General features: G+C 69.1%; 27 protein-coding genes. 20 read left to right on the top strand and 7 right to left on the bottom strand.

The genetic code is table 11. The features are described from left to right. Window positions 1–8: 8 nt before the first annotated feature. Both AC07N1_RS07940 and AC07N1_RS07935 read left to right on the top strand, forming a co-directional pair. Window positions 9–746: a 2OG-Fe(II) oxygenase gene (locus tag AC07N1_RS07940; protein WP_494671302.1), complete on the top strand. Its 738-nt coding sequence runs from the start codon at window positions 9–11 to the stop codon at window positions 744–746. Between the two features lie 78 nt (window positions 747–824). Continuing rightward, complete coding sequence (locus AC07N1_RS07935) at window positions 825–2,786, top strand: alpha/beta hydrolase family protein (RefSeq protein ID WP_494671301.1); 1,962 nt, start codon at window positions 825–827, stop codon at window positions 2,784–2,786. 183 nt (window positions 2,787–2,969) lie between these two features. On the opposite strand, the gene AC07N1_RS07930 is transcribed toward AC07N1_RS07935, so the two are convergent. After that, window positions 2,970–3,968 carry a GlxA family transcriptional regulator gene (locus AC07N1_RS07930; RefSeq protein ID WP_494671300.1) on the bottom strand — a complete coding sequence of 333 codons (999 nt, stop codon included), beginning with the start codon at window positions 3,966–3,968 and terminating at the stop codon, window positions 2,970–2,972. After that, the gene (locus tag AC07N1_RS07925; protein ID WP_494671299.1) at window positions 3,965–4,510 is read right to left on the bottom strand and encodes a cysteine hydrolase family protein; all 546 of its coding nucleotides are present in this window, start codon (window positions 4,508–4,510) and stop codon (window positions 3,965–3,967) included. Before AC07N1_RS07925 ends, AC07N1_RS07930 begins: the two co-directional genes overlap by 4 nt. A gap of 219 nt (window positions 4,511–4,729) precedes the next feature. Between AC07N1_RS07925 and AC07N1_RS07920 the strand changes: the two genes are divergently transcribed. The 11 genes from AC07N1_RS07920 (at window position 4,730) to AC07N1_RS07870 (ending at window position 13,892) form a co-directional block, all read left to right on the top strand. After that, window positions 4,730–4,918 carry a hypothetical protein gene (locus AC07N1_RS07920; RefSeq protein ID WP_494671298.1) on the top strand — a complete coding sequence of 63 codons (189 nt, stop codon included), beginning with the start codon at window positions 4,730–4,732 and terminating at the stop codon, window positions 4,916–4,918. A 38-nt stretch (window positions 4,919–4,956) separates the two neighbouring features. Continuing rightward, a complete protein-coding gene (locus tag AC07N1_RS07915) occupies window positions 4,957–5,757 on the top strand; it encodes a transglutaminase-like domain-containing protein (protein WP_494671297.1) in 801 nt (266 codons plus the stop codon). 98 nt (window positions 5,758–5,855) lie between these two features. Then, entirely contained in the window at window positions 5,856–7,088 is a 1,233-nt protein-coding gene (locus AC07N1_RS07910; RefSeq protein ID WP_494671296.1) for an MFS transporter, read from the top strand. A 160-nt stretch (window positions 7,089–7,248) separates the two neighbouring features. Next, entirely contained in the window at window positions 7,249–7,449 is a 201-nt protein-coding gene (gene rpmI, locus AC07N1_RS07905) for a 50S ribosomal protein L35 (protein WP_018061454.1), read from the top strand. A gap of 15 nt (window positions 7,450–7,464) precedes the next feature. Further along, the gene (gene rplT, locus AC07N1_RS07900; RefSeq protein WP_058347692.1) at window positions 7,465–7,821 is read left to right on the top strand and encodes a 50S ribosomal protein L20; all 357 of its coding nucleotides are present in this window, start codon (window positions 7,465–7,467) and stop codon (window positions 7,819–7,821) included. A 170-nt stretch (window positions 7,822–7,991) separates the two neighbouring features. Further along, the gene (locus tag AC07N1_RS07895) at window positions 7,992–8,543 is read left to right on the top strand and encodes a hypothetical protein (protein ID WP_494671295.1); all 552 of its coding nucleotides are present in this window, start codon (window positions 7,992–7,994) and stop codon (window positions 8,541–8,543) included. Between the two features lie 60 nt (window positions 8,544–8,603). Then, window positions 8,604–9,677 (top strand): phenylalanine--tRNA ligase subunit alpha, encoded by a 1,074-nt coding sequence (gene pheS / locus AC07N1_RS07890; RefSeq protein ID WP_494671294.1) that lies wholly within the window; start codon window positions 8,604–8,606, stop codon window positions 9,675–9,677. Then, window positions 9,677–10,045: a hypothetical protein gene (locus AC07N1_RS07885; protein ID WP_494600818.1), complete on the top strand. Its 369-nt coding sequence runs from the start codon at window positions 9,677–9,679 to the stop codon at window positions 10,043–10,045. The genes pheS and AC07N1_RS07885 overlap by 1 nt, the downstream gene beginning before the upstream one ends. Continuing rightward, window positions 10,042–12,480, top strand: a complete 2,439-nt coding sequence (gene pheT, locus AC07N1_RS07880; protein ID WP_494671293.1) for a phenylalanine--tRNA ligase subunit beta — start codon at window positions 10,042–10,044, stop codon at window positions 12,478–12,480. The genes AC07N1_RS07885 and pheT overlap by 4 nt, the downstream gene beginning before the upstream one ends. 87 nt (window positions 12,481–12,567) lie before the next feature. Beyond that, window positions 12,568–12,840 (top strand): GNAT family N-acetyltransferase, encoded by a 273-nt coding sequence (locus tag AC07N1_RS07875; RefSeq protein ID WP_494671292.1) that lies wholly within the window; start codon window positions 12,568–12,570, stop codon window positions 12,838–12,840. Between the two features lie 173 nt (window positions 12,841–13,013). Then, complete coding sequence (locus tag AC07N1_RS07870) at window positions 13,014–13,892, top strand: 3-hydroxybutyryl-CoA dehydrogenase (protein WP_492853660.1); 879 nt, start codon at window positions 13,014–13,016, stop codon at window positions 13,890–13,892. Window positions 13,893–13,961: 69 nt separating this feature from the next. Here the strand turns inward: AC07N1_RS07870 and AC07N1_RS07865 are convergent, their stop codons facing one another. Genes AC07N1_RS07865 through AC07N1_RS07850 form a run of 4 tightly spaced genes read right to left on the bottom strand, consistent with a single transcriptional unit; the run spans window position 13,962 to window position 16,831 of the window. Continuing rightward, a complete protein-coding gene (locus AC07N1_RS07865) occupies window positions 13,962–14,342 on the bottom strand; it encodes a type II toxin-antitoxin system VapC family toxin (protein WP_494671291.1) in 381 nt (126 codons plus the stop codon). Beyond that, window positions 14,339–14,605 carry a hypothetical protein gene (locus AC07N1_RS07860; protein ID WP_494671290.1) on the bottom strand — a complete coding sequence of 89 codons (267 nt, stop codon included), beginning with the start codon at window positions 14,603–14,605 and terminating at the stop codon, window positions 14,339–14,341. Before AC07N1_RS07860 ends, AC07N1_RS07865 begins: the two co-directional genes overlap by 4 nt. Before the next feature lie 37 nt (window positions 14,606–14,642). After that, window positions 14,643–16,514, bottom strand: a complete 1,872-nt coding sequence (gene feoB, locus AC07N1_RS07855; RefSeq protein WP_494671289.1) for a ferrous iron transport protein B — start codon at window positions 16,512–16,514, stop codon at window positions 14,643–14,645. Continuing rightward, window positions 16,511–16,831 carry a FeoA family protein gene (locus AC07N1_RS07850; RefSeq protein WP_110119101.1) on the bottom strand — a complete coding sequence of 107 codons (321 nt, stop codon included), beginning with the start codon at window positions 16,829–16,831 and terminating at the stop codon, window positions 16,511–16,513. Before AC07N1_RS07850 ends, feoB begins: the two co-directional genes overlap by 4 nt. Before the next feature lie 199 nt (window positions 16,832–17,030). Between AC07N1_RS07850 and tipF the strand changes: the two genes are divergently transcribed. The 4 genes from tipF to AC07N1_RS07830 all read left to right on the top strand — a co-directional run bounded on the left by tipF (window position 17,031) and on the right by AC07N1_RS07830 (window position 20,434). Then, the gene (tipF, locus tag AC07N1_RS07845) at window positions 17,031–18,302 is read left to right on the top strand and encodes a flagella assembly cyclic-di-GMP phosphodiesterase TipF (RefSeq protein WP_494671288.1); all 1,272 of its coding nucleotides are present in this window, start codon (window positions 17,031–17,033) and stop codon (window positions 18,300–18,302) included. A gap of 145 nt (window positions 18,303–18,447) precedes the next feature. Next, window positions 18,448–18,915 (top strand): nuclear transport factor 2 family protein, encoded by a 468-nt coding sequence (locus AC07N1_RS07840; RefSeq protein WP_494671287.1) that lies wholly within the window; start codon window positions 18,448–18,450, stop codon window positions 18,913–18,915. Window positions 18,916–18,986: 71 nt separating this feature from the next. Next, window positions 18,987–19,751, top strand: a complete 765-nt coding sequence (locus AC07N1_RS07835) for a methylated-DNA--[protein]-cysteine S-methyltransferase (RefSeq protein ID WP_494671286.1) — start codon at window positions 18,987–18,989, stop codon at window positions 19,749–19,751. Beyond that, window positions 19,748–20,434 (top strand): 2OG-Fe(II) oxygenase, encoded by a 687-nt coding sequence (locus tag AC07N1_RS07830; RefSeq protein ID WP_494671285.1) that lies wholly within the window; start codon window positions 19,748–19,750, stop codon window positions 20,432–20,434. The genes AC07N1_RS07835 and AC07N1_RS07830 overlap by 4 nt, the downstream gene beginning before the upstream one ends. Before the next feature lie 95 nt (window positions 20,435–20,529). Here the strand turns inward: AC07N1_RS07830 and AC07N1_RS07825 are convergent, their stop codons facing one another. Then, window positions 20,530–21,669: a YadA-like family protein gene (locus AC07N1_RS07825; protein ID WP_494671284.1), complete on the bottom strand. Its 1,140-nt coding sequence runs from the start codon at window positions 21,667–21,669 to the stop codon at window positions 20,530–20,532. A 365-nt stretch (window positions 21,670–22,034) separates the two neighbouring features. Between AC07N1_RS07825 and AC07N1_RS07820 the strand changes: the two genes are divergently transcribed. The 3 genes from AC07N1_RS07820 (at window position 22,035) to AC07N1_RS07810 (ending at window position 24,333) form a co-directional block, all read left to right on the top strand. Continuing rightward, window positions 22,035–22,895 (top strand): TIGR01459 family HAD-type hydrolase, encoded by an 861-nt coding sequence (locus AC07N1_RS07820; protein ID WP_494671283.1) that lies wholly within the window; start codon window positions 22,035–22,037, stop codon window positions 22,893–22,895. Window positions 22,896–22,957: 62 nt separating this feature from the next. Then, entirely contained in the window at window positions 22,958–23,377 is a 420-nt protein-coding gene (locus tag AC07N1_RS07815) for a MaoC family dehydratase (protein ID WP_487288150.1), read from the top strand. Between the two features lie 14 nt (window positions 23,378–23,391). Further along, window positions 23,392–24,333: a bifunctional riboflavin kinase/FAD synthetase gene (locus AC07N1_RS07810; protein ID WP_494671393.1), complete on the top strand. Its 942-nt coding sequence runs from the start codon at window positions 23,392–23,394 to the stop codon at window positions 24,331–24,333. The last annotated feature ends 137 nt before the right edge of the window (window positions 24,334–24,470 follow it).

Below are 24,470 nucleotides of genomic sequence, written 5' to 3'. Positions count from 1 at the left end.
TCGCCTCGATGTCCCAGCCCCAACAGCAAGCCCCCCTTCTCCTGGACCCCGGCCTGACGCCCGGGGCCTGGCGCGAGGCCTTCGCCCGCAACGGCCGCCTGCACGTGCCGGGGATCCTGACCGCCGACTCGGCCGCCCGGCTGCACGCGGCCCTGGCCATCGACACGCCGTGGAGCGGCGTGGTCGGCGTCGGCAAGAAGCTGTGGAACCTGCCGCTGGACGGCCCCGGCGCCCTGTCGCCCGCCGACGACCTGGCCCTGGACCGCCAGGTGGCCGAGGAAACCCGCAACGGCTTCGGCTTCCGGTTCGACAATTTCCGGGTCAGCGACGAGGTCGAGGCCGGCCGCCGCGAGGGCCGCCTGGTCGAGGCCGCCTACGACCTGCTGAACGGCGAGGCCTTCCTGGACTTCGTGCGCGAGCTGACCGGCGACGACCGGGCCGTCTATTGCGACAGCCAGGCCACCCGCTATCGCCCCGGCCACTTCCTGACCGAGCATGACGACCACGCCGACGGCAAGGACCGGCTCTATGCCTACGTCCTGAACCTGACGCCGCAATGGCGCAGCGACTGGGGCGGGCTGCTGCTGTTCCTCGACGGCGACGGCCACGTGGCTGAGGGCTACACGCCCAGCTTCAACGCCCTCAACATCTTCCGCGTGCCGCAGAAGCACGCCGTGACCTATGTGACGCCCCACGCGGCCGGCCCGCGCCTGTCGCTCACCGGCTGGATCCGCTCGCGGCGCTGATTTCGATCGGGCCGCCTCGACCTCCCGGCAAGGTAGAGCTTATATTGTCCCCGGGGATTTTCTGGGGGCTGTAGCTTCGTGCGTATCAAGGAATTTGCGATCGCGGTCTGCGCGACCGCCCTGCTGTCGGGCTTTCAGGCGGCCGCCGCGCCGCTGTCGACCTACGGCAAACTGCCGACCATCGAGGACGTCGAGATCTCGCCGGACGGCTCGCGCCTGGCGGTGTCGCTGACCGACGGCGAGCAGCGCGTGCTGACCATTCACAACGCGACCGACAACAAGCTGCTCAAGGTCCTGCGGATGGGCAACAACAAGCTGCGCTGGGTGCAGTGGGCCGACGCCTCGCACCTCCTGGTCACCGTCTCGTCGACGGCCAGCGTCATCGGGCTGGAAGGCCCCAAGCGCGAATACTGGATGACCTCGCTCTACGACCTGGACACCGACAAGGCGCGGCTGCTGCTCGACAACCAGCCGGATTCGATGAACGTCGTGCTCAGCGCCGCCTCGCTGCGCTCGGTCGACGGCGCGCCGACGGCCTTCGTGCAGGGCATCCACTTCGTCGACAACATCGGCCGCAACACCCTGTTCGCGGTCAATGTGAAGACCGGCCGCACCCGCATGATCGAGGCGCGCTCGGAAGACACCGACGACTGGCTGGTCGGCGGCGACGGCGCGCCGCTGGCCCAGTCGCAGTACGACGAGAGCAAGGGCGCTTGGGTGCTGCGCATCAAGGGTCCGAAGGGCTGGGCCGTCGCCGACCGGGCGATCAGCCCGATGGGCTCCTACGGCGTCTCGGGCCTGGGCCGCGACGGCAAGTCTGTGCTGGTGGCCCGCGTCGACGACGAGAACCGGACCATCTACCGCGAATACGCCCCCGACGGCTCGCAGGCCGACGTGCCGATGGAGATCCCGTTCGACGGCCTGCTGCGCGATCCGGGCAACGACGCGCTGATCGGCGGCGTGTCGCTGGTCGGCGACAAGACGCGCTACATCTTCTTCGATCCCAAGGACCAGTCGCGCTGGAACGCCGTCGAGAAGGGCTTCGCCGGCTCGCGGGTGTCGCTGGCCTCGTGGTCGAGCGACCGCAGCAAGGTGGTCGTCCGCGTCGACTCGCCGACTGACGGCCCGGCCTACGCCCTGGTCGACATGACGGCCAAGACCGCCTCCTGGATCGGCGACGAGTACAAGGATCTGGCCGCCGCCGACATCGCCGAGGTCCGCCCGGTGAAGTACAAGGCCGCCGACGGCCTGGAGATCACCGGCTACCTCACCCTGCCCAAGGGCAAGGATCCCAAGAACCTGCCGCTGGTCGTGCTGCCGCACGGCGGTCCGGAAGGCCGCGACACCCCCGGCTTCGACTGGTGGAGCCAGGGCCTGGCCTCGCGCGGCTACGCGGTGCTGCAGCCCAACTTCCGCGGCTCGGAAGGCTTCGGCTGGGACTTCATCAAGGCCGGCTTCGGCGAATGGGGCCGCAAGATGCAGACCGACCTGTCGGACGGCGTCCGCTGGCTGGAGAAGCAGGGGATCGTCGATCCCAAGCGCGTCTGCATCGTCGGCGCCAGCTACGGCGGCTACGCGGCCCTGGCCGGCGCGGCGCTCGATCGCGGCGTCTATCGCTGCGCGGTGTCGGTGGCCGGCCCCGCCGACCTCAAGCGCATGCTGCAGGACGACCAGGAGCGCCATCTGTCGCGCAACAACTCGACCCTGCGCTACTGGCTGCGCTTCATGGGCGCCGACGGCATTCGTGATCCCGACCTGGCGGCGATCTCGCCGGCCAGGCTGACCGACAAGATCGACATCCCGATCCTGCTGATCCACGGCAAGGACGACACGGTCGTTCCCTATGTGCAGAGCAAGATCATGGCCGACGCCATGGCCCGGGCCGGCAAGCCGACCGAGCTGGTCACCCTGGCCAGCGAGGACCACTGGCTGTCGCGCGGGGCCAGCCGCCAGCAGATGCTGAACGCCACCGTGCAGTTCCTCGAGAAGCACAATCCGCCCGACCCGGCCGTCCCGGCCCAGACGACGGCCGCGCGCTAGCACGGATCGACGCTTGAGACGAAAACCTCGTCCCCTCGGGTCGCGCCGCTGCGCGGCCCGCCCAAGGGCATGCTCCGACAGGCTCAGGATGAGGTTTTTTATCGCCCGAGCCTGCACAATGGTCCTCATCCTGAGCTTGTCGAAGGACGAGGACCACGCACCGCGCCTGAATACCGATACCCGCTAGGCTGAAACCCTCCCCCGCGCCGCCTTGGGCGGCGTGGGGTGATGGCGGCCCCAGACGCGGCGCAGCTGGCGGGTCGAGGCGAAGCCGGCCCGCTCGGCGACGCTTTCCATGTCCAGCCGCGTCGCCGACAGCATCTCGCTGGCCAGCGCCAGCCGCAGGCGGTTGACGTAGTCGGTCAGGTTCATGCCGGCATGGGCGTTGAACAGCCGCGACAGGTGGCGAGGGCTGGCGGCGGCGAGGTCGGCCAGCACGTCCAGGCTCCAGTCGCGGGCCGGGTCGGCGGCGATGGCGTCCTGCACGCGGTGGATGGCCGGATGGACGTGGTTGCGCCCCTCCAGCCACGGCGACAGCTGCGGGTCGGACGGTCCCCGGCGCAGATAGACCACCATTTGGCGGGCGATCGACACGGCCTGGGCCGGACCGCGCAGTCGGGCGACCAGATGCAGCATCAGATCGACGCCCGAGGTGACGCCGGCGCTGGTCAGCCGCTCGCCATCCTCGACGAACAGGCGGTCCTCCAGCACCCGGGCGCTGGGCGCCAGGCGGGCCAGCTCCTCGGTGCAGGCGTGGTGGGTGGTGCAGGCCCTGCCGGCCAGCAGCCCCGCCCGCGCCGCCAGCAGGCTGCCCGAGCAGATGCAGGCCAGGGTCACGCCCGGCCGCACGGCGCGGGCCAGCCAGGCGACGATGGCGGCCTCGTCCTCGGCGTCAGCGACCGAAGCCCCCTGCCCGCCCAGCACCTGGTCGACATTGCCCGAGACGATGACCAGCGCCCCGTCCGGCAGAACGTCCGGCAAAGGCTGGATCCCGGCCAGCGTCAGGCCGATGGAGCTTTCCACCGACGGCCGGGCGGCGACATAGGTCACGGCGAAGCCCGGCGCGCCGGGCTCCAGCGTCGCCCGCCGCAGCACCTCCAGCGGTCCGGCCACGTCGAGCAGCAGGGTGCGCGGCGGCAGGACGACGAAGACGGGGATGACTGCGGGCGAGTCGGACGTCATGCGGCTTCCAGCGCCTCCTCGACGGTGGCGATGCGGGCGAAGCGCTCGTGCAAAACGAGCTCGGTGCGGGCCTTGATGTCGTCGACGGTGAAGACCCGGCCGTGGCGGTCGGTCATGTCGAAGGTCAGGGTGGCCTCGGTGACGTAGTCGACGGCGAAGCCCAGGTCCGAGGCGTGGCGGGTGGTGGTCTCGCAGCACTGCTCGGTGCGGATGCCGCTGACGATCACCTTGCCGATGCGGTTGCGGATCAGCCAGACCAGCAGGCCGGTGCCGGCCAGGGCGCTGTGGGCGGGCTTGTGGAAAGTGACGTCGGGATCGAGCGACAGCCCCTCGACCGTACGCACATGGCCCGAGGCCAGGCTGAACAGCCCTTCGTCCTCGACGTGCAGGATCTGCACGATCGGCAGGCCCCTGGCCTTGGCCCCGTCGATCAGGGCCTGCTGGCGCTGCAGATAGACCCCGGCCACGGCCGGATCCCACGAGGCGCGCTGGCGAAAGGAGTCCTGGGCGTCGACGACGATCAGGGCGGTGGCGGCGGACATTTGCGTAGCTCCGTGGCGATGACGATGCCGCAAGCTAGCGAGGCGTTTCAAGGCGAATAAGGAAGCTGCCGGACGAAGAGCGGACAGAAAAGGACATCGACGGCTCGCGCTCTTCTCCGGCCCGTCCGTCGCGCCCGCTCGCTTTCGGCGCCGTTCGGCCCCATATGATGGTTCGTGGAGCCCGCCTCGGACTTCGCCGCCGGCGAGGAGCTTCCCCCTTTGAGACATCCCCTTCGTGCGCCGGAGTACCGCGCGCTGGCCGCCGCCGCTCTCGAAGCGGCCGGCAAATGCGCCCTGCCCCACGTCCAGGCCAAGCACGAGCACGCCGCCCGCACCTGGAGCGATCTGGCCGACGCCGAGGACGCGCGCGCGGCGTCTCGGGTCCGAATGACGTCGTCGGGCGTTTAGCGACGCCACCTTCCGCTCCAGCCCTGGAATCCCGCGCGATGCGTCTCTCGATCGACTGCCGCCTGCGCTACGAGGTGCGGACCCCGACCAGCTTCATCCTGGCGATCCAGGCCGCCGACGGCGCCGACCAGGCGGTGCTCGACGAGACCATCCTGCTGCCGCCGGGCGTGAGCGCCGACTTCTTCGTCGACGCCTTCGCCGGCAACCGCTTCATCCGATTCCTCGCCCAGCCCGGGCCGCTGGACATCGGCTATGTCGCCCAGGTCGAACGCCGGGCGCTGGTCGATCAGCGCGGCTTCATCGGCGGCGACGTGGTCAACGACCTGCCGGCGACCGTGCTGCCCTACCTGAACCCCAGCCGCTACTGCCCGTCCGACCGCCTGACCGCCTTCGCCCGCCAGACCTTCGGCGCCCGCCCCCAGGGCCTGGGCCAGGTGCAGGCGATCGCCGACTGGATCGCCGCGACCATCACCTACGAGGCCGGGACCAGCAGCGACGCCACCTCGGCCATCGACACCCTGGTCGACCGCAAGGGCGTCTGCCGCGACTTCGCCCACATCGGCATCGCCCTGTGCCGGGCGCTCGACATGCCGGCCCGCTTCGCCGCCTGCTACGCGCTGGACCTGCGGCCGGCCGACTTCCACGCGGTGTTCCAGGTCTATCTGGACGGCGCCTGGCGAACCTTCGACGCCACCCGCCGCGCGCCGCTGGGGGGCCTGGTTCCCATCGGCTTCGGCCGCGACGCCGCCGATGTGCCGTTCGCCGCGACCTTCGGCGACGCGCGGTTCGAGGCCAAGTCCATCCTGGTGACGCGGGCCGACGAGACCCCGGCCGCCTGACGGCTTCCCGCGTCGAATCGTCCGCACCCGGAAACTGACATTTCAGGTCGCTTTTCGCGGCCATCGGGCGTAGAGGAGCCGCCTCGAAGGTTCCCGTCATGTCCACGCTCTCCGCCCCGGCCGCCGCGCCCGCCCCCGCGCCCGGGCCCGCCCACAGTTCCCGCGCCCTCTACGTCCTGCTGCTGGTGGTGTTCATCAACCTGGTGGGTTTCGGGCTGGTGATCCCGCTGCTGCCCTTCTACGCCAAGGCGCTGAACGCCAGTCCGTGGCAGGTGACGGCGCTGTTCTCGGCCTATTCGCTGGGCCAGTTCCTGGCCGAGCCGTTCTGGGGACGCCTGTCCGACCGCATCGGCCGGCGGCCGGTGCTGATCGTCACCATCCTGGCCAACACCCTGTCGTACGTGGCCCTGGCCTTCGCCCCGACCATCGCCGTCGCCTTCATCATCCGCTTCTTCAGCGGCGCGGCCAGCGGCAACATCTCGACGATCCAGGGCTACATGGCCGACGTCACCCCGCCCGACAAACGGGCCGGGCGCATGGGCCTGCTGGGCAGCGCCTTCGGGGCCGGCTTCGTGGTGGGCCCGGCGCTCGGCGGCCTGCTGGCCCATCCGGACGCCGGCCGCCTGGGCTTCCAGATCCCGTTGTTCGTGGCCGCCGGCCTGGCGGCGGCCGCCTCGCTGGGCGTCTTCCTGTTCGTGGTCGAGAGCCGCGCGCCCCGCAAGGACGCCCCGCCCCCGCCGCCCCGGCGCGAGGCCCTGAAGGCCGCCTTCGCCCATCCGGTGCTGTCGCGGGTGCTGATGGTCACCTTCGTCTCCACCGCCGCCTTCTCGGGGATGGAGGCGATCTTCGGCCTGTGGACCTCGGCCCGCTTCGGCTGGGGGCCGCGGCAGGTGGGCCTGTGCTTCGCCGTCATCGGCGTGGTGGCCTCGCTCGGCCAAGGCGTGCTGACCGGACGCCTGGCCCGCCGCTACGGCGAGCCCAAGGTGCTGACCACGGGCCTGGCCATCATCTGCCTGTCGATGGCGATCACCCCGTTCGTGCCCAGCGGCCATTTCGTGCCGCTGTTCGTGGGCCTGACGGCCTTCGGCCAGTCGCTGGTCTTCCCGTGCATCGCCGCCCTGATCTCGCGCGCGACGCCGCCCGACCAGCAGGGCGCCATGCTGGGCCTCAACATGGCCGGCGGCTCCCTGGCCCGGATGAGCGGCCCGATGATCGCCGGCCCGCTGTTCGGCCTGACCATGGCCGGTCCCTACTGGTTCGGGGCGCTGCTGACCGTGCCGGCCGTCGCCCTGGCGGTGACGGTGGGCCGCCGCGCCAAGGCCGCGCCGTAGCGGCGACCGGACCTGGGGACTAAGAGTCCGTCAGGCCTTGCTTTTCACCCGGGGTTCCCGTATTCACCCCGCCTTTCCGGAACCGCCTGGCCAATCTGGCATGCCATGGCGGTTCGTCTCGCTATCCAGAGGACGGGGCCGTTAAACGCTCCGACGCGAAATGCCTAAGTTGAAGACGAAGTCGGGCGCCAAAAAGCGCTTCAAGATCACCGCCACGGGCAAGCTGAAGGCCGGCGTCGCCGGCAAGCGCCACCGCCTGATCGGCCACAACGGCAAGTACATCCGCCAAAACCGCGGAACGAAGGTGATGAGCGAGGCTGACGCCAAGACCATCCGTTCGTACCTGCCCTACGGCCTTTAAGAGGAGCGCTGACACATGGCTCGCGTTAAACGTGGCGTCACCGCCCACGCCAAGCACAAGAAGGTTCTTGAACAGGCGAAGGGCTTCTACGGCCGCCGCAAGAACACCATCCGCACGGCCAAGGCCGCGGTCGACAAGGCCGGCCAGTACGCCTACCGCGACCGCAAGGTGCGCAAGCGCGCCTTCCGTTCGCTGTGGATCCAGCGCATCAACGCCGGCGCCCGCACCGAAGGCTTCACCTACTCGCAATTCATCCACGGCCTGGACGTGGCGGGTATCGTGATCGACCGTAAGGTCCTGGCCGACATCGCCGGCAACGACGCCGTCGCGTTCAAGGCCATCGCCGACAAGGTTCGCGCGGCCCTGGCCTAAGGAACATCCGAGCTTCACCGCTCGAACGATCCTTTAAAAGCCCTCCGGCGCGAGCCGGAGGGCTTTTTGCTGCGCGCTCTACCGCCCACAACCTCGCGCCGGGGTTTCGAAACGCCTCGACACCACCTAGACAGCTCATGAACGCCCGTGAGCCGGCGATGGAGGAAACGATGAACATCCGCAAGACGGTCGCCGCCCTGGCGGTCCTGGGTCTGGCCTGCGCCTCGGCGTTCACCGCCACGGCCCAGACCCCGCCTGCGCCGAACGCCCAGCCGGAAGCGCGCCCGTTCCCGAACCGCAATGGCCCGCTGGCGGGCATGGCGCTGTTCATCCCCGACGCCCAGGTGACGGAATTCCACAAGCCGCCGCACGAGGCGCCGAAGGTGTCGATCCTGCATCAGGTGAACATCGGCGAGGTCATCGCGCTGAAGGTGACCTTCATCGGCCCGCAGCTCGACGCCAAGGCCGAGGCCGACGTCACCTTCGACATCGATTTCGTCGGCCCCGACGGCAAGGTGCTGCCCAACGGCTCGCTGAAGGGCCTGAAGGTGATCAAGGGTCCCGTCTCGGCGCCGCAGGCCGTGTTCGACAACACCGCCGTGGTGCCGAAGGTCAGCTTCGACGCCGCCGATCCCAAGGGTCTCTACAAGGCCGTGGTGGTCCTGCACGACAACGTCGGCAAGCGCGACCTGCCGATGACGGCCGAGATCACGCTGCAATGAGCCCAAACCCCATCAACGCGAGTGACGAACGCGCTTCGTATCGCTAGACCCACACCCGTCATGACCGATCTCAACACCCTCGAATCCGACGTCCTGGCCCAAGTGGCCGGCGCGGCCGACCTGCAAGCGCTCGACGCGGTCCGCGTGGCCGCCTTGGGCAAGACCGGCTCGATCTCGGGCCTGCTCAAGACGCTGGGCGCGATGAGCCCCGACGAGCGCAAGGAACGCGGCGCGGCGATCAACGCCCTGCGCGACCGCGTGCAGTCGGCGATCACCGAGCGCAAAGCCTCGCTCGAGGCCGCAGAACTCGACGCCCGCCTGGCCCGCGAGACCCTCGACCTCACCCTGCCCGGCCCCTATCGCCGCAAGGGATCCGTCCACCCGACCATGCAGACCATGGACGAGATCGTCTCGATCTTCGCCGAGATGGGCTTCGCCGTGGCCGAAGGTCCGGACATCGAGGACGACTTCCACAACTTCACGGCCCTGAACTTCCCCGAGAAGCACCCGGCCCGCGAGATGCACGACACCTTCTTCTTCAATCGCAAGGAAGACGGCGAGCGCATGCTGCTGCGCACGCACACCAGCCCCGTGCAGGTGCGCACCATGGTCAGCGAGAAGCCGCCGATCCGCATCATCGCGCCGGGTCGCACCTATCGCGTGGACAACGACGCCACCCACACCCCGGTGTTCCACCAGGTCGAGGGCCTGGTGATCGACAAGGGCATCCACATGGGCCACCTGAAGTGGACCCTGGAGACCTTCCTGGCGCGGTTCTTCGAGACCGACGCGGTGACCACCCAGTTCCGCCCGCACCACTTCCCGTTCACCGAGCCCTCGGCCGAAATGGACGTGCAGTGCGACCGTAGCGGCGGCGAGATCAAGATCGGCCAGGGCACGTCCTGGCTCGAGATCCTGGGCTGCGGCATGGTTCACCCGAACGTGCTGCGCGCCTGCGGCATCGATCCGGACGAGTACCAGGGCTTCGCCTTCGGCGTCGGCGTCGATCGCCTGGGCATGCTGAAGTACGGCATGCCGGACCTGCGCGACATGTGGTCGTCGGACAGCCGGTGGCTCGCTCACTACGGCTTCTCGGGCTTCGCCGCGCCGAACCCGGCCTCGGGGCTCAGCTGATGAACGCCCGTCCGACCATCGACGGCTCGGCGAAGGTCTTCGAGAACCTGGAGATCTCGCTGATCGACCTGTTCCGCGCCCAGCTTCAGGGCGGCGTCAACATGGTCGCCGGCCGCACCTTCAGGAACTGCCGCCTGCACGGGCCGGTGGTGATGCTGGCGCTCGAAGGCGTGACCTTCGACTCGACCAACTTCGGCTTCCACGGCGGCGACATCGCCAATCTCGTTCTGCGCCCGGCCGGTGAAAAGGTCATCGGCGCCCTACCCTTCAAGGATTGCGCCTTCATCGGCTGCCAGTTCTTCGCGGTCGGCTTCACCGGCCCCGAGACCTTCCTGCAGCAGATCCTGGCGTTGGAAACCACGCAATGAAGTTCACCCTTTCCTGGCTCAAGGATCACCTCGACACCGAAGCGACCGCCGCGCAGGTGGTCGCCGCCATGACCATGGCCGGCCTCGAGGTCGAGCACGTCACCGATCCGGCCGCCAAGCTGGCCGCCTTCAGCGTCGCCAAGATCGTCGAAGCCGTTCAGCACCCCAACGCCGACCGCCTGCGGGTCTGCCAGGTCGACACGATCGACGGCCGCAAGGAGATCGTCTGCGGCGCGCCGAACGCCCGCGTCGGCCTGACCACCATCTACGCCCCGATCGGCGCCTATGTGCCGGGCCTGGGCGTCACCCTGGTCGAGAAGCCGGTCCGCGGCGTCGTCTCCAACGGCATGCTGTGCTCGGGCTCCGAGCTTGAAGCCGACGACGGTTCGGAAGGCATCCTGGAACTGTCCGGCGACCTGGCCGTCGGGACCCCGGCCGCCGTGGCGCTGGGCCTGGAAGCCGTAATCGACTTCGAAGTCACCCCCAACCGCCCCGACTGGCTGGGCGTCGCCGGCATCGCCCGCGACCTGGCCGCCGCGGGCGTGGGCAAGCTGAAGGACCTGTCGATCGCCCCGGTCGCCGGAACCTTCCCCTGCCCGATCGCCATCGAGGTCGACGGCGAGGCCTGCCCGGTGTTCGCCGGCCGGCTGATCAAGGGCGTCAGGAACGGCCCCTCGCCGCAGTGGCTGCAGGACCGCCTGAAGGCCATCGGCATCAATCCGAAGTCGGCCCTGGTCGATATCACCAACTACATCTCCTACGACCGCGCCCGGCCGCTGCACGTCTATGACGCGGCCCTGCTGTCGGGGACCAAGATCGAGACGCGCCTGGGCCGCCACGGCCTGAACGGCGACGAGCACCTGATCGCGCTGGACGGCAAGACCTACGAGCTGACCCCGTCGATGTGCGTCATCGCCGATGCGAACGGCGAGCGCCCGATCGGCCTCGGCGGCGTCATGGGCGGCGAGAGCACCGGCTGCTCGGAAGCCACCGTCGACGTCTTCGTCGAGAGCGCCTGGTTCGAGCCGATCCGCATCGCCCAGACCGGCCGCGAGACCGGCATCAACAGCGACGCCCAGTACCGCTTCGCCCGCACGGTCGACACCGGCTCGGTCGTTCCGGGCCTGGACCTGGCCACCAGGCTGATCCTGGACCTGTGCGGCGGCGAGGCCTCCGAAGTGGTCGTCGCCGGCGAGGTTCCGGCCGCGCCAGGCCCGATCCTGTTCGACCCGGCCTATGTGCAGGCCCTGTCGGGCCTGGAGATCGCGCCGGAAAAGAGCCTGGAGATCCTCCAGGCCCTGGGCTTCAAGGTCGAGCCGCCCAAGGACACGCCGGTCGCCGAGTTCGCCACCCATGCCGAGAGCGTGGTCTGCGTGACCCCGCCGAGCTTCCGCCGCGACGCCCACGGCAAGGCAGACCTGGTGGAGGAAGTAGCTCGCATCGCCGGCTACGGCGCCCTGCCCTCGACGCCCCTGCCCGAGGTCGCCCGCGCCGTCGGCGGCGTGCTGACCCCGCGCCAGGTGCGCGCCCGCGCCGCCCGTCGCGCCCTGGCCGCGGCCGGCTACGCCGAGGCCGTGACCTGGAGCTTCACCAGTCGCGCGACCGCCCGGCTGTTCGGCGGCGGCGCCGACGCCCTGGTGCTGGCCAATCCGATCGCCTCGGAACTGGACTGCATGCGCCCCTCGGTGCTGCCCAACCTGATCGAGGCCGCCGGCCGCAACGCCCGCCAGGGCTTCCCGGACGCGGCCCTGTTCGAGGTCGGCCCGGTGTTCCTGGGCGATGGCCCCAAGGACCAGCGCACGGTCGTCGCCGGCATCCTGGCCCCGCGCCCGCCGCGCGCCTGGGACAAGCGCTCGGCCGAGGACGTGTTCACGATCAAAACGGATCTGATGAACCTGCTGGAGGAGATCGGCGCGCCGGTCGCCTCGCTGCAGACCGCGCAGGGCTCGGCCTCGTCTTGGTGGCACCCCGGCCGCTCGGCCCGCCTGCAGCTGGGTCCCAAGGCCGTCATCGCCGAGTTCGGCGAGATCCACCCGGCCGTGCTGAAGGCCCTGGACGTGACCGGTCCCGTCTACGGCTTCGAGATCACCCTGGAGGCGATCCCCGAGCCGAAGAAGAAGGCCGTGAAGACCAAGCCAGCCTTCAGCCCCTCGGCCCTGATGCCGCTGAGCCGCGACTTCGCCTTCGTCGCCGACAAGGCCAAGGCGGCCGGCGACCTGGTCAAGGCCGCGGCCGGCGCCGACAAGGCCCAGATCGCCTCGGCCCGGGTCTTCGACGTCTACGAGGGCCCCGGCGTGCCGGAGGGCTCCAAGTCGGTGGCCATCGAGGTGCTGGTCCAGCCGCGCGACGCCACCCTGACCGAGGCCGAGATCGAGGCCCTGTCGGCCAAGGTCGTCGCCGCGGTCGAGAAGGCGGGCGGCAAGCTGCGGGCTTGAGCTTGATCGTACAAGCCTAGACGCCATGTGAGGGGCGAAGGTGATGCTGCGCTGCATCCACCTTCGCCCCTTTCGCGTTTCAGGCCCATGAGCGACGACCTCTTCAGCCATAACCCCGCCAAGAGCCGCTACGAGCTGGAGGCCGACGGCCTGATCGCCTTCGCCGATTACCAGCGCAGCGGCCATCGCCTGGTCATCCCGCATGTGGAGGCCGATCCCGCCCTGCGCGGCACCGGGGCCGCCGGCCGCCTGATGGTCAAGGTGGCCGAGGTGGCCCGCGCCGAGGGCATGCGGATCACCCCGCTTTGCTCCTACGCCGCCGCCTGGCTGCGGCGAAACGACCCCGAACTGATCGCCTGACGCCTTCCGACAGGCGGATAATCCGGGAACAGGACGCGGAACGTCGCTCACCCGACGTTTGCGGCGCAGCAAAGCCCTTGGCGAGCGTGCGGTTCCTCGTGCTAGAACTTCGGCGACGGTACAGCGCGCCCTGCCGGGAGCTTGCGCGATCGTGAGCGAAGGCTTGGATTTTCATGGTTGATATCAAGACGGTCGGCGTAATCGGCGCCGGTCAGATGGGTTCGGGCATCGCCCATGTCTGCGCCCTCGCGGGCTACGACGTCCGCCTGCACGACATCTCGCGCGAGCGCATCGACGCGGGCCTGGCCCTGATCGAAAAGAACCTCGCCCGCCAGGTCACCCGCAACATCATCGACCAGGACGCGGCCGACGCCGCCCTGGCCCGCATCTCGGCCGCCGAGGCCATCGAGGCCATCGGCCAGACCGATCTGGCCATCGAGGCCGCCACCGAGAACGAAGAGCTCAAGAAGGCCATCTTCCGCGGCCTGCAGCCGCACCTGAAGCCCGACACCCTGCTGGCCTCGAACACCTCGTCGATCTCGATCACGCGCCTGGCCTCGGCCACCGATCGCCCCGAGCGTTTCATCGGCCTGCACTTCATGAATCCCGTCCCGCTGATGAAGCTGGTCGAGATCATCCGCGGCATCGCCACCGACGTGCCGACCTACGAGACGGCCGTGGCCTTCGCCAAGTCGCTGGGCAAGATCACCAGCAACGCCGAGGACTTCCCCGCCTTCATCGTCAACCGCGTGCTGGTGCCGATGATCAACGAGGCGATCTACACCCTGTACGAAGGGGTCGGCACGGTCGACGCCATCGACACCGCCATGAAGCTGGGCGCCAACCATCCGATGGGCCCGCTGGAGCTGGGCGACTTCATCGGCCTGGACACCGTGCTGAGCATCATGAACGTGCTCTACGAAGGCCTGGCCGACAGCAAGTACCGCCCCTGCCCGCTGCTGGTGAAGTACGTCGAGGCCGGCTGGCTGGGCAAGAAGACCGGCCGCGGCTTCTACGACTACCGCGGCGAGGTCCCGGTCCCGACGCGCTAGAGCGCGCCAGGCGCGCTCCAAGTGTTTGAATCTGGAGCTTGCTGATCAGCAAGCTCCAGGCGCGTCGGACTACCAGAGGATCGGGACGTCGTAGGCGGCCAGGGCGCTATCGATAGTGAGGATCGGCGCTGCGTCGTTGATCGCTTGAGCGACGATCAGCCGATCCCAAGGATCGCGATGGTGCGTGGGCAATCTTCCCGCGACGATCGCATCCGCCGCACCTATGTCGCGCCACAGAAATCCGGCCGCAGTCGCCGCCGTCAGAAGATCGGCGGGCAATCTCTGCAATAGCGGATCACGTGGCCGCTTGAATTCGATCTCGTAGGCGCTGGCGGCGCTTACGTGGATCTCCATGCCGTCATCGCCGAGAAGATCGCGCGCCGCCGGCGAAAGACGATCAACGTCTGTCCACCACCAGATCAGCACATGGGTGTCGATCAGCAATTTCATTCTTTGGGTGGGAATATCGGCCCGTGGGCCGCCTCTTCCAGTTCGGGATCAGGCCGAAGAAAGAGGTAAGGATCTTCGAGCTGGCCCAGGTGCGCATACAGGCCGGGAATCCGCCGTCCTGGCGCCTGCGGCTTCTTTTCGGTGACGTTAAGCGTCCCCACGTCCTCGCCGTTCTGCGTCAGCAGAACCTCCTCGCCAGCCCGCACATGGGCGACGAGTTCAGCCAACGTGATCTCACTTGCGATGTCGACCCGGATCGTCATGCTCCGAGCTTAACACGGAACACAACCAGAACAACACCTATCCCGCCCCGAGCGCCACGGCCACGTGGTAGGTGACGAAGGCCGCCAGGTAGGCCAGGGTGACCATGTAGACGAACATCACGGTCGGCCAGATCCAGCTGTTGGTCTCGCGCTTGACCACGCCCAGGGTGGGCATGCACTGCGGCGCGAAGACGTACCAGGCCAGGAAGGCCAGGGCGGTGGCCAGCGACCACTGGCTGTTCAAGGTGGCCGACAGGGCGTCGGTGGAGCCGTCGGCCCCGCCCACGGCGTAGACCGTGCCCAGCGCCGCCACGGCGACTTCGCGGGCCGCCATGCCGGGGATCAGGGCCACGGTCATTTGCCAATTAAAACCAATGGGCTGCATGACGGGGGCCAGGAAATGGCCCAGGCGCCCGGCGATGCTGTAGTCGATGGCCGGCCCCGTCGCGCCTTCCGGCGGATAGGGGAAGGTCGACAGCACCCAGACCAGCACCATCAGAGGCATGATGATGCGGCCGGCGCGGTTCAGGAAAATCTTGGCGCGGGTCCACAGGTTGAGCAGCAGGTTGCGCGGCTCGGGCCAGCGATAGGTCGGCAGCTCCATCATGAACGGCTCGACCGTGCCCCGCCAGAAGATGCGGCGGATGACGAACGACACCAGCAGGGCGGAGACGATGCCGGCGGCGTAGAGGCCGAACATCACCAGGCCCTGCAGCGACAGGCCGTTGACCGTGGTCCGCGGGATGAAGGCGCCGATGATCAGGGTGTAGACCGGGATCCGCGCCGAGCAGGTCATCAGCGGAGCCACCAGGATGGTGGTGAGCCGGTCCTGCTTGTTGTCGATCACCCGCGTGGACATGATCCCCGGGATCGCGCAGGCGAAGCTCGACAGCAGCGGGATGAAGGCCCGGCCGTGCAGGCCCGCCCCGCCCATGATCTTGTCCATCAGGAAGGCCGCGCGGGTCATGTAGCCGCTGTCTTCCAGCAGCAGGATGAAGAAGAACAGGATCAGGATCGGCGGCAGGAACACCAGCACGCTGCCGACGCCGGCGATCAGGCCGTCGGCGATGAAGCTGGAAAGCAGCCCCTCGGGCAGGTGGGCGGTGACGAAGGCGCCGAGCGCGGCGAAGCCGCCGTCGATGGCGTCGGCCGGGATGGTCGCCCAGGTGAACACCGCCTGGAACATCACGAACAGTAGGGTGAACAGGATCGCCAGGCCCGCCACCGGATGCAGCAGCACCGAGTCGATCTTGCCGGTCACCGTGTCGGGACGCTCGGGCGGGCGCACGCAGGCCTTGAAGATGCGCTGGGCCTCGGCGTGGGCGGCGCGAATCTCGCCCGCGTTCGGCTCGCGCCAGCTGTTGTCGCCGGCGCCCGAGTGGGTCAGCGTCAGCGTATCGACCTGGGTCAGCAGCTCGTCGAGACCGCGCTTGCGGGTCGCCACCGTGGTGACGATCGGCGCGCCGACCTCGCGGGCCAGCTGCTCGAGGTCGATGCGCAGGCCCTGGCGCTGGGCGATGTCGAACATGTTGAGGGCCAGCACGAACGGCCGGCCGACCTGCTTCAGTTCGAGCACCAGGCGCAGCACCAGGCGCAGGTTGGTGGCGTCGGCCACGCAGACCAGCACGTCGGGCGCGGTCTCGCCCGCCAGGCGGCCCAGCACGGCGTCGCGGGTGACGACCTCGTCCGGACTGCGGGCGCGCAGGGAATAGGTGCCCGGCAGGTCGAGCACGCTGACCGTGCGGCCGCCCGGCGTGACCAGCTGGCCTTCCTTGCGCTCGACGGTGACGCCGGCGTAGTTGGCGACCTTCTGGCGGGCCCCGGTCAGGGCGTTGAACAGCGCGGTCTTGCCGGAATTCGGATTGCCGACCAGCGCGATGCGCGAGGGCCGGATAGCGGTGTCGGTCAAAGCGTCTTTCCGTCGAACTGAACGGTCACGGCGCGCGCCTCGCGGCGGCGCAGGGCCACGCGGGTGTCGTCCACCCGCACGGCGATGGGATCACGGCCGAAGAGGCCTTCCTGCAGGATCTCGATGCGCGCGCCCTCGACGAAGCCCATCTCCAGCAGGCGGCGCTCCAGCTCCTCGGCGGCCACCGCCTCGGGCGAGCCGGTCTCGCCGCGCACCGCCACGATGACGCCCTTGTCGCCTCGCGCGGCCGTGCTCAGGGCGCGGGTCGGGGCGTCGGAAGCTATGGAGGCGTCGGCGGTGAGGACGGCGTCGGTCATCTGGGGCCTCGCGGCGAAAACTTGCGAACGGTTATCAGCCCTAACCGCCACTGTCGACGAAAGGATGGCCGCCGCGAACGGCGGTCTCGAAAAAAATCAACAGGGGATGCGCGGCGTAATGGCCCAGCCGCGTTAATCTATTCGACTCAAGGCCGCAGCGGTTGCATTAATTTTTGCAAGCGATTCGTAGGGACCTGAAATGCGAAGGCTAAAGCTGGCTCTTCTGACCGGCGCCTATCTCTGCCTGGCTCTGATCGTCTCCCTGCTGCTGTGGCGCATGGGCGCGACCCCCGCTGTCGGCCTGTCGGCCTTCATCGGGTCGCTGGGCCTGTGCTTCGCGTTCCACGGCATCATCAGCAACGTCTTCGACAACGCCCAGCTGAAGCTGGATATCGAGACGGTGCGCGAAGCCCATTCCATCCTGGTCGAGCAGATCGAGAAGATCGACGCCCGCATGACCACCCTGGTGGAGACCGTCGCCGAGGACGCCGAGAAGCGCTCGGCCGAGCTGACCAGCGAGGTCCACCAGCTCGAAGACCTGATGCAGCGCATGAGCGAGCGCCTGGAAAGCCAGCTGACCCACCAGGTCGCGGCCGCCCGTCACAGCGCCAGCGCCAACGCCCGCGTCGCCGCCCCGGTCAACGCCATGCTGGAGATCGTCCAGGACGCCCTGGCCGAGAACCGCGTCGACCTCTACCTGCAGCCGGTCGTCAGCCTGCCCCAGCGCCGCACCGTCTTCTACGAGAGCTTCTCGCGCCTGCGCGACGAGACCGGCCGTGTGATGATGCCGGCCGAGTACCTGGCCGTCGCCGAGTCCGAGGGCCTGATGACGGCCATCGACAACCTGCTGCTGTTCCGCTGCGTGCAGATCGTCCGCCGCCTGGCCAAGCAGGACCGCAAGGTCGGGATCTTCTGCAACATCTCGCTGGCCAGCCTGGCCGACGAGAGCTTCTTCCCGCAGTTCCTCGAATTCCTGCAGGGTCACAAGGACCTGGCCGGCTCGCTGATCTTCGAACTGGGCCAGACCGCCTTCAACCAGCGCGGCCCGGTCGAGGCCCGCCACATGGCCCGCCTGGCGAGCCTGGGCTTCCAGTTCAGCCTCGACAAGATCGTCGACTTGGACCTCGACTTCCAGGATCTGGCCCGCGCCGACGTCAAGTTCGTCAAGGTCGGCGCCGAGATGCTGCTCGAGCAGCTGGAAGAGCAGGACGGCAAGCTGGTTCTGAGCTCGCTGCCCGACCTCAACGCCGCCGACTTCGCCGCCCTGATGCGCCGCTACGGCGTCGAGGTGATCGCCGAGAAGGTCGAGAGCGAACGCCAGATCGCCGAGATCCTCGATCTCGATATCGGCTACGGCCAGGGCCACCTGTTCGGCGAGCCGCGGGCGATCCGCGACGCCGTGCTGGCCGAGACCGCCCCGCCGGCCGACTTCGTCCAGGCCCCGCTGCGCCGCCGCGCCGCCAACTGGTAGGCCTTCCAGAAACCTGATCCTTTCGACCGCCGTCCGGGCCACCCCGGGCGGCGGTTTCGCATTAAGCCTGCGTCATGAGCCGGAATTCACTCGGCTCTCGCCCCCTGCCCCGCCAAGGTCCTCGCGACATGACAGGGAGGGGATCATGCGCAAGGCGATGATGGCGGCGGCGCTGCTGGCGGCGATGGGCGGGGCGAGCGCGGCATGGGCGGCCGAGCCGTCGCTGACCGAGACGATCACGGCCCAGGACCGCAGGATCTTCGACGCCTACAACGCCTGCGACCTGGACACCTTCGGCGCGGCCTTCGCGCCCGACGTCGAGTTCTATCACGACGAGGGCGGCGTCACCTGGGAGCGCCAGTCGGTGATCGACAACACCCGCAAGTACATCTGCGGCAAGGTGCGGCGCGAGCTGATCCCCGGCACACTGCGCATCTATCCGATCAAGGACTTCGGCGCGGTCGAGGAGGGCGAGCACCGCTTCTGCCAGAAGGACCAGGGCTGCGCCGGGATCGCCAAGTTCGTCATCGTCTGGAAGCGGCAGGGCGAAACCTGGATCGCCACGCGGGTGCTCAGCTACGGCCATCGCACGGCCACGGCGGCGGAACGCTGACACCGCAAGCATCGGAATGACGGGCGCGAGCGACGGCTCGATGGTGGGCTCAGATCCGAAAGGAGCCCGACATGACCACCGCCCACTCCTCTTCCGCCTATCCCACCGACGCGACCCGCTGGGCCGCGATCGAGCGCCGCGACCGCGCCGCCGACGGCGCCTTCTTCTGCGGCGTGCGCACCACCGGCGTCTATTGCCGTCCCAGCTGCTCGGGACGACCGCTGCGCAAGAACGTCGCCTTCTACGACACCCGCGAGGCCGCACGGGCGGCGGGCCTGCGCGCCTGCCTGCGCTGCCGGCCCGACGAGCCGATCGAGACCCTCAGCTACGGCTTCGGCGACACGCCGCTGGGCCTGGCCCTGGCGGCGACCTCTGAGACGGGTCTGGTCCTGCTGATCATGGGCTGGGACCGCGCGGAGATGCGCGAGGACCTGGCCGCCCGCTTCCCTCGCGCCCGGTTGCTGGAAGATGACGCCGCCGCCGGCCCCGCCCTCGCCGCCCTGGTCGCCGCCATCGACAGCGGCCGCCCCGGCGACCTGGCGCTCCCCCTGGCGCTCGACGAGCGCGGCACCGACCTGCAGCGCGCCGTCTGGAAGGCCCTGCGCGACATCCCGGCCGGAACCACCGCTTCCTATGCGCAGGTCGCTCGCGCCATAGGCCGGCCCTCGGCCGTGCGGGCCGTGGCCCAGGCCTGCGGGGCCAATCCGGTCGCGGTGCTGACGCCCTGCCATCGCGTGGTGCGCTCGGACGGCGGGCTGTCCGGCTATCGCTGGGGCGTCGAGCGCAAGCAGGCCCTGCTGGCCCGCGAGGCCGCCCAAGGGGAGCACGCGGCTTGAACCTGGACTGGACCCGCATCAAAGCCGAACTCGACGCCCGCGGCTGGGCGACCACCGGCCCGGTGCTGACGCCGGAGACCTGCGCCCGCCTGGCCGGCCTCTACGCCGAGGAGACGCCGTTCCGCAGCCGGGTGGTCATGGCCCGCCACGGCTTCGGGCGCGGCGAGTACAAGTACTTCGCCTATCCCCTGCCCGAGACGGTGCAGACGCTGCGGGCCGGCCTCTATCCGCCGCTGGCCCGCATCGCCAACGGCTGGATGCAGCGGCTGGGCGAGGAGCGCCGCTTTCCAGACGACCTGGCGGCCATGCTCGACCGCTGTCACGGCGCGGGCCAGGCGCGGCCGACGCCCCTGCTGCTGACCTACGGCCCAGGCGACTACAACTGCCTGCACCAGGACCTCTACGGCGAGCACGTCTTCCCGCTGCAGGCCGCCTTGCTGCTGGATCGGCCGGGCCGCGACTTCGAGGGCGGCGAGTTCGTGCTGGTCGAGCAGCGCCCGCGCCAGCAGTCGGCCGCCCAGGTCGTGCCGCTGGCCCAGGGCGAAGGCGTGATCTTCGCCGTGCGCGAACGGCCGGCGGAAGGCTCGCGCGGCGTCCACCGCCGGATCCTGCGCCACGGCGTCAGCGAGGTGCGCGGCGGAACGCGGCGCACGCTCGGCGTGATCTTCCACGACGCGGCCTGACGACGCGCGAAAAGGCCCCGGAGCGAACTCCGGGGCCGTGTCGTTTCACGCCTTCTGCGCGGCTGGCGCTTCTGCGCTCCGATTACCGGGTGAAATTACCAGGCGAAGCCGACGCTGCCGCCGCTCATCACGTCGCGGCCCGTGGCCGAGAAGCCGACGTTGTAGCTGACGGCGCGGCTGTTGTGCGAGTAGCCCACGGCGATGGCGCCCTGGCCGCGATAGCCGCCGACGGCCACGGCCAGGCGATTGGTCAGGCCCGCGCCCTGGCCGGCGTTGTTGGCGGCCATCATCGACATGGCCGAGCTCATGGCGCCCACGCCGTTCAGGCGGCTGGAGACCTCGTTGACGCGGTTGTCCATCTGGGTGGCCAGGGTGTCGACGCGCCAGTCGGTGTAGGCGTTGGCGGCGGTCAGCGTCGCGGCGGCCTTGGTGTCGGTATAGGCGTTGGCCGACGACAGCGTCGTGGCGGCGGTGGCCGTGGTGAAGGCGTTGGCCGTGGTCACGGCGGCGGCGGCGGCCGTGTCGGTATAGGTGTTGGCCGAGGCCAGGGTCGTGGCCGCCTTGGCGTCCGTATAGGTGTTGGCCGTCGTCACCGCGGCGGCGGCCGCCGTGTCGGTATAGGCGTTGGCCGTCGTCAGCGTCTGGGACGCGACGGTGTCGGTGTAGCTGTTGGCCGTCGTCAGGGTCTGGGCGGCCAGGGTGTCGGCATAGGTGTTGGCGGTCGAGGCGATGCTGGCCACGGCCGTGTCGGTGTAGGCGTTGGCGCTGGACAGGGTCGAGGCGCTGTAGCTTTCCAGCTGGCCCAGGTTCACCGCGTCGGTGCTGTTGACGCCGTCCGAGACGTTGGTGATGCGGCGGGTAGCGCCCGACGAGCCGACCGAGACGGTGTCGGCTTCATCGGCGATCGAGCCGTAGCCGATGGCGACGCTGTTGTTCGCCGTGGCGTAGGCGTTGCCGCCGAGCACGGTGCTGTATTCGCCGGTCGCCGACGAATAGTTGCCAACCACGGTCGAATAGGCGCCCGAAGCTTCGCCGTGCGCGCCGATCTGGATCGAACCGTAGCCGCTGGCGACCGCGTCGTGACCGATGGCCAGGGCGTGATAGCCGCTGGCCACGGCGCTTTCACCGTATGCGTTGGAATAGCCGCCGCTGGCCGTAGCGCCGTCGCCGACCGCCGTCGCCGAGCCGCCGGTAGCGGTGGCGGTGTTGTCGCTGCTGACAGCGGTTTGGGCCATGGCGCCTTGGACGGCGAAGAACGAGATCACAACGGCCGAACAGAACAGAGCCGACTTCTTAGCAACGCTACGCACTATACTAAACTCACTTACACATACAGGCTCGGAACTTTTCCGCCGCCCCCTGCCGATAGGAAATAGTTGCCAGTTCTTATTGCAAGCTTAACCGCAAAATATTAAATTCCATGAACACATTACATAGAATAACGAACGTCGTTACTTCTCATTTTGAGAGAAATACCTATCAACAGGTCCTGTTGATATTCTCGCGCGCGATCACCACATGCGAAGCGCGGCCGGGCGCGTCCCGACCCGCCGCTCGCCCGCCATTGACGCTCGGACTCTCGCCCGGTACCCGCCCTGCCATGATCGACTTTCCCGCCGGCCTTTCCGCCCTGACCGACCGCTACGACGTGGTGCTCTGCGACGTCTGGGGCGTGATCCACAACGGCGTGCGCAACTTCCCGGAAGCCTGCGACGCCCTGGAGCGCTTCAACCGCGACCACGGCCCGGTGGTGCTGATCTCCAACGCCCCCCGCCCCTCGGCCGACGTGCTGTCGCAGCTCGACGGCCTGAAGGTGCAGCGCGAGGCCTGGAGCGCCTTCGTCACCAGCGGCGACGCCACCCGCTCGCTGCTGACGCCCCAGGCCGGCAAGAAGGTCTGGAAGGTCGGCCCCGACCGCGACGCGCCGCTGTGGGCGGGCCTCGACCTGACGCTCGCCGGCTGCGAGGACGCCGACTTCATCCTGTGCTCGGGTCTCTACGACGACGAGACGGAAGTCCCCGAAGACTATCGCGAGCGTCTGAAGATCGCCGCCGACCGCGGCCTGCTGTTCATCTGCGCCAATCCCGACCGGGTGGTGCAGCGCGGCGACAAGCTGATCTTCTGCGCCGGCGCCCTGGCCGACCTCTATGAGGAGCTCGGCGGCAAGGTGGTGATGGCCGGCAAGCCGTTCGCGGCGATCTACGACCTGGCCCTCGCCGAAGCCGAGCGCCTGAAGGGCGGCCCGGTGGATCGCTCGCGGGTGCTGTGCATCGGCGACGGCGTCATCACCGACGTGCTCGGCGCCGAGAACCAGAAGCTGGCCTGCCTGTTCATCGCCAAGGGCATCCACGGCGAGAAGGCCATCGGCGCCGACGGCCTGCTGTCGCCCGAGGCCGTGGCCCAGCTGCTGGCCGCCGAAAGCGTCGGCGCGACCCACGCCATCGCCGATCTGGTCTGGTGAACCCCGCCCGGCGCGCTACAAAGCCCGTCTAAGAGCAATAAGAACGCAGGATCGGGGATCGCATGGGTCTCTTTCTCGAGGATTTGAGCGTCGGCCAGAGCGCCGAACTCAGCCGCACGGTGGGCGAAGCCGACATCCAGGCCTTCGCCGACGTCACCGGCGACACCAACCCCGTCCACCTCGACGCCGACTATGCGGCGAGCACCAGCTTCGGCGAGCGCATCGCCCACGGCATGCTGTCGGCCGGCTACATCTCGGCGGCCCTGGGCACCAGCCTGCCCGGTCCGGGCGCGGTCTATCTGTCGCAATCGCTGAACTTCAAGCGACCGGTGCGCATCGGCGACACCGTCGTGGTCAAGGTGGCGGTCACCGCCATCGACGAGGCCAAGGGCCGCGTCACCCTCTCCACCACCTGCATCGTCGGCAAGAAGGCCGTGGTCGACGGCGAGGCCGTGGTCCTGGTTCCGAAGAAGGGCGCCTGAGCATGGATTCGCGCGTGCGCCTGAAGATCGTTCACGGCTGGAAAGACGTCTCCCCCGAGGAGAAGGGCGCGGCCGTGGCCCTGGGCAATTTCGACGGCGTCCATCGCGGCCACCAGCAGGTGATCGCCGAGGCCGCCCGGGCCGCGCGCGAACTGAAGGTGCCGCTGGGCGTGGTCACCTTCGACCCGCACCCCCGCCGCCTGTTCCGCCCCACCGAACCGGCCTTCCGGCTGATGACGGTCGAGCAGCAGGCCCGCCTGCTCAGCGACCTCGGCGTCGACTTCCTCTACCTGCTGCCGTTCGACTTCGAGATGGCCACGCTGGACGATCGCGACTTCGCCAAGCGCGTGCTGCACGACGGGCTGGGCATCCGCCACGTGGCCGTCGGCTTCGACATCTCGTTCGGCAAGGGCCGCACCGGCAGCCCCGAGGCCATGAAGGCCTATGGCGAGGAGCTGGGCTTCTCGGTCTCGGTCGCAGAACCCGTGGCCAACCGCGACGGCGAGAAGTTCTCGTCCACCGGCGTGCGCGAGGCCCTGCGCGCCGGCAAGCCCGAGGAAGCCGCCCGCATCCTGGGCCGCCCCTTCGCCATCGAGGGCGTGGTGCGGCGCGGCCAGCAGCTGGGCCGCCAGCTGGGCTTCCCCACCGCCAATGTCGAGATCGTCGACTACGTGGTGCCCAAGCTCGGCGTCTACGCCACCCGCACCCGCCTGCCCGACGGCCGAGTGGTGCCGGGCGTGGCCAACCTCGGCAACAACCCGACCACCGGCGAGGTCGAGACCCGGCTGGAGACCTGGCTGTTCGACTTCGACGAGGACCTCTACGGCCAGGTCATCGAAACCCAGCTGATCGCCTTCCTGCGCCCGGAGCTGAAGTTCGACAGCATCGAGCTGATGATCGACCAGATCCGCTGCGACGAGACCCAGGCGCGGGCGATCGTGGCGCCGACTTTTTAAAGCAGAGAAGGCCGCCTCACGGCGGCCTCCCCCTCCGGCCCTCTGGGCCACCTCCCCCAGAGGGGGAGGATTTTGCTGAACAGATGCTCCCCCTCTGGGGGAGCTGTCGCGGAGCGACTGAGGGGGTCCTCCCCCAA

The organism is Caulobacter sp. GW821-FHT09B11 (assembly GCF_059418205.1).
The sequence above is the reverse complement of the archived record's forward strand: the minus strand, read 5'-3'. Positions and strand labels throughout refer to the sequence as shown.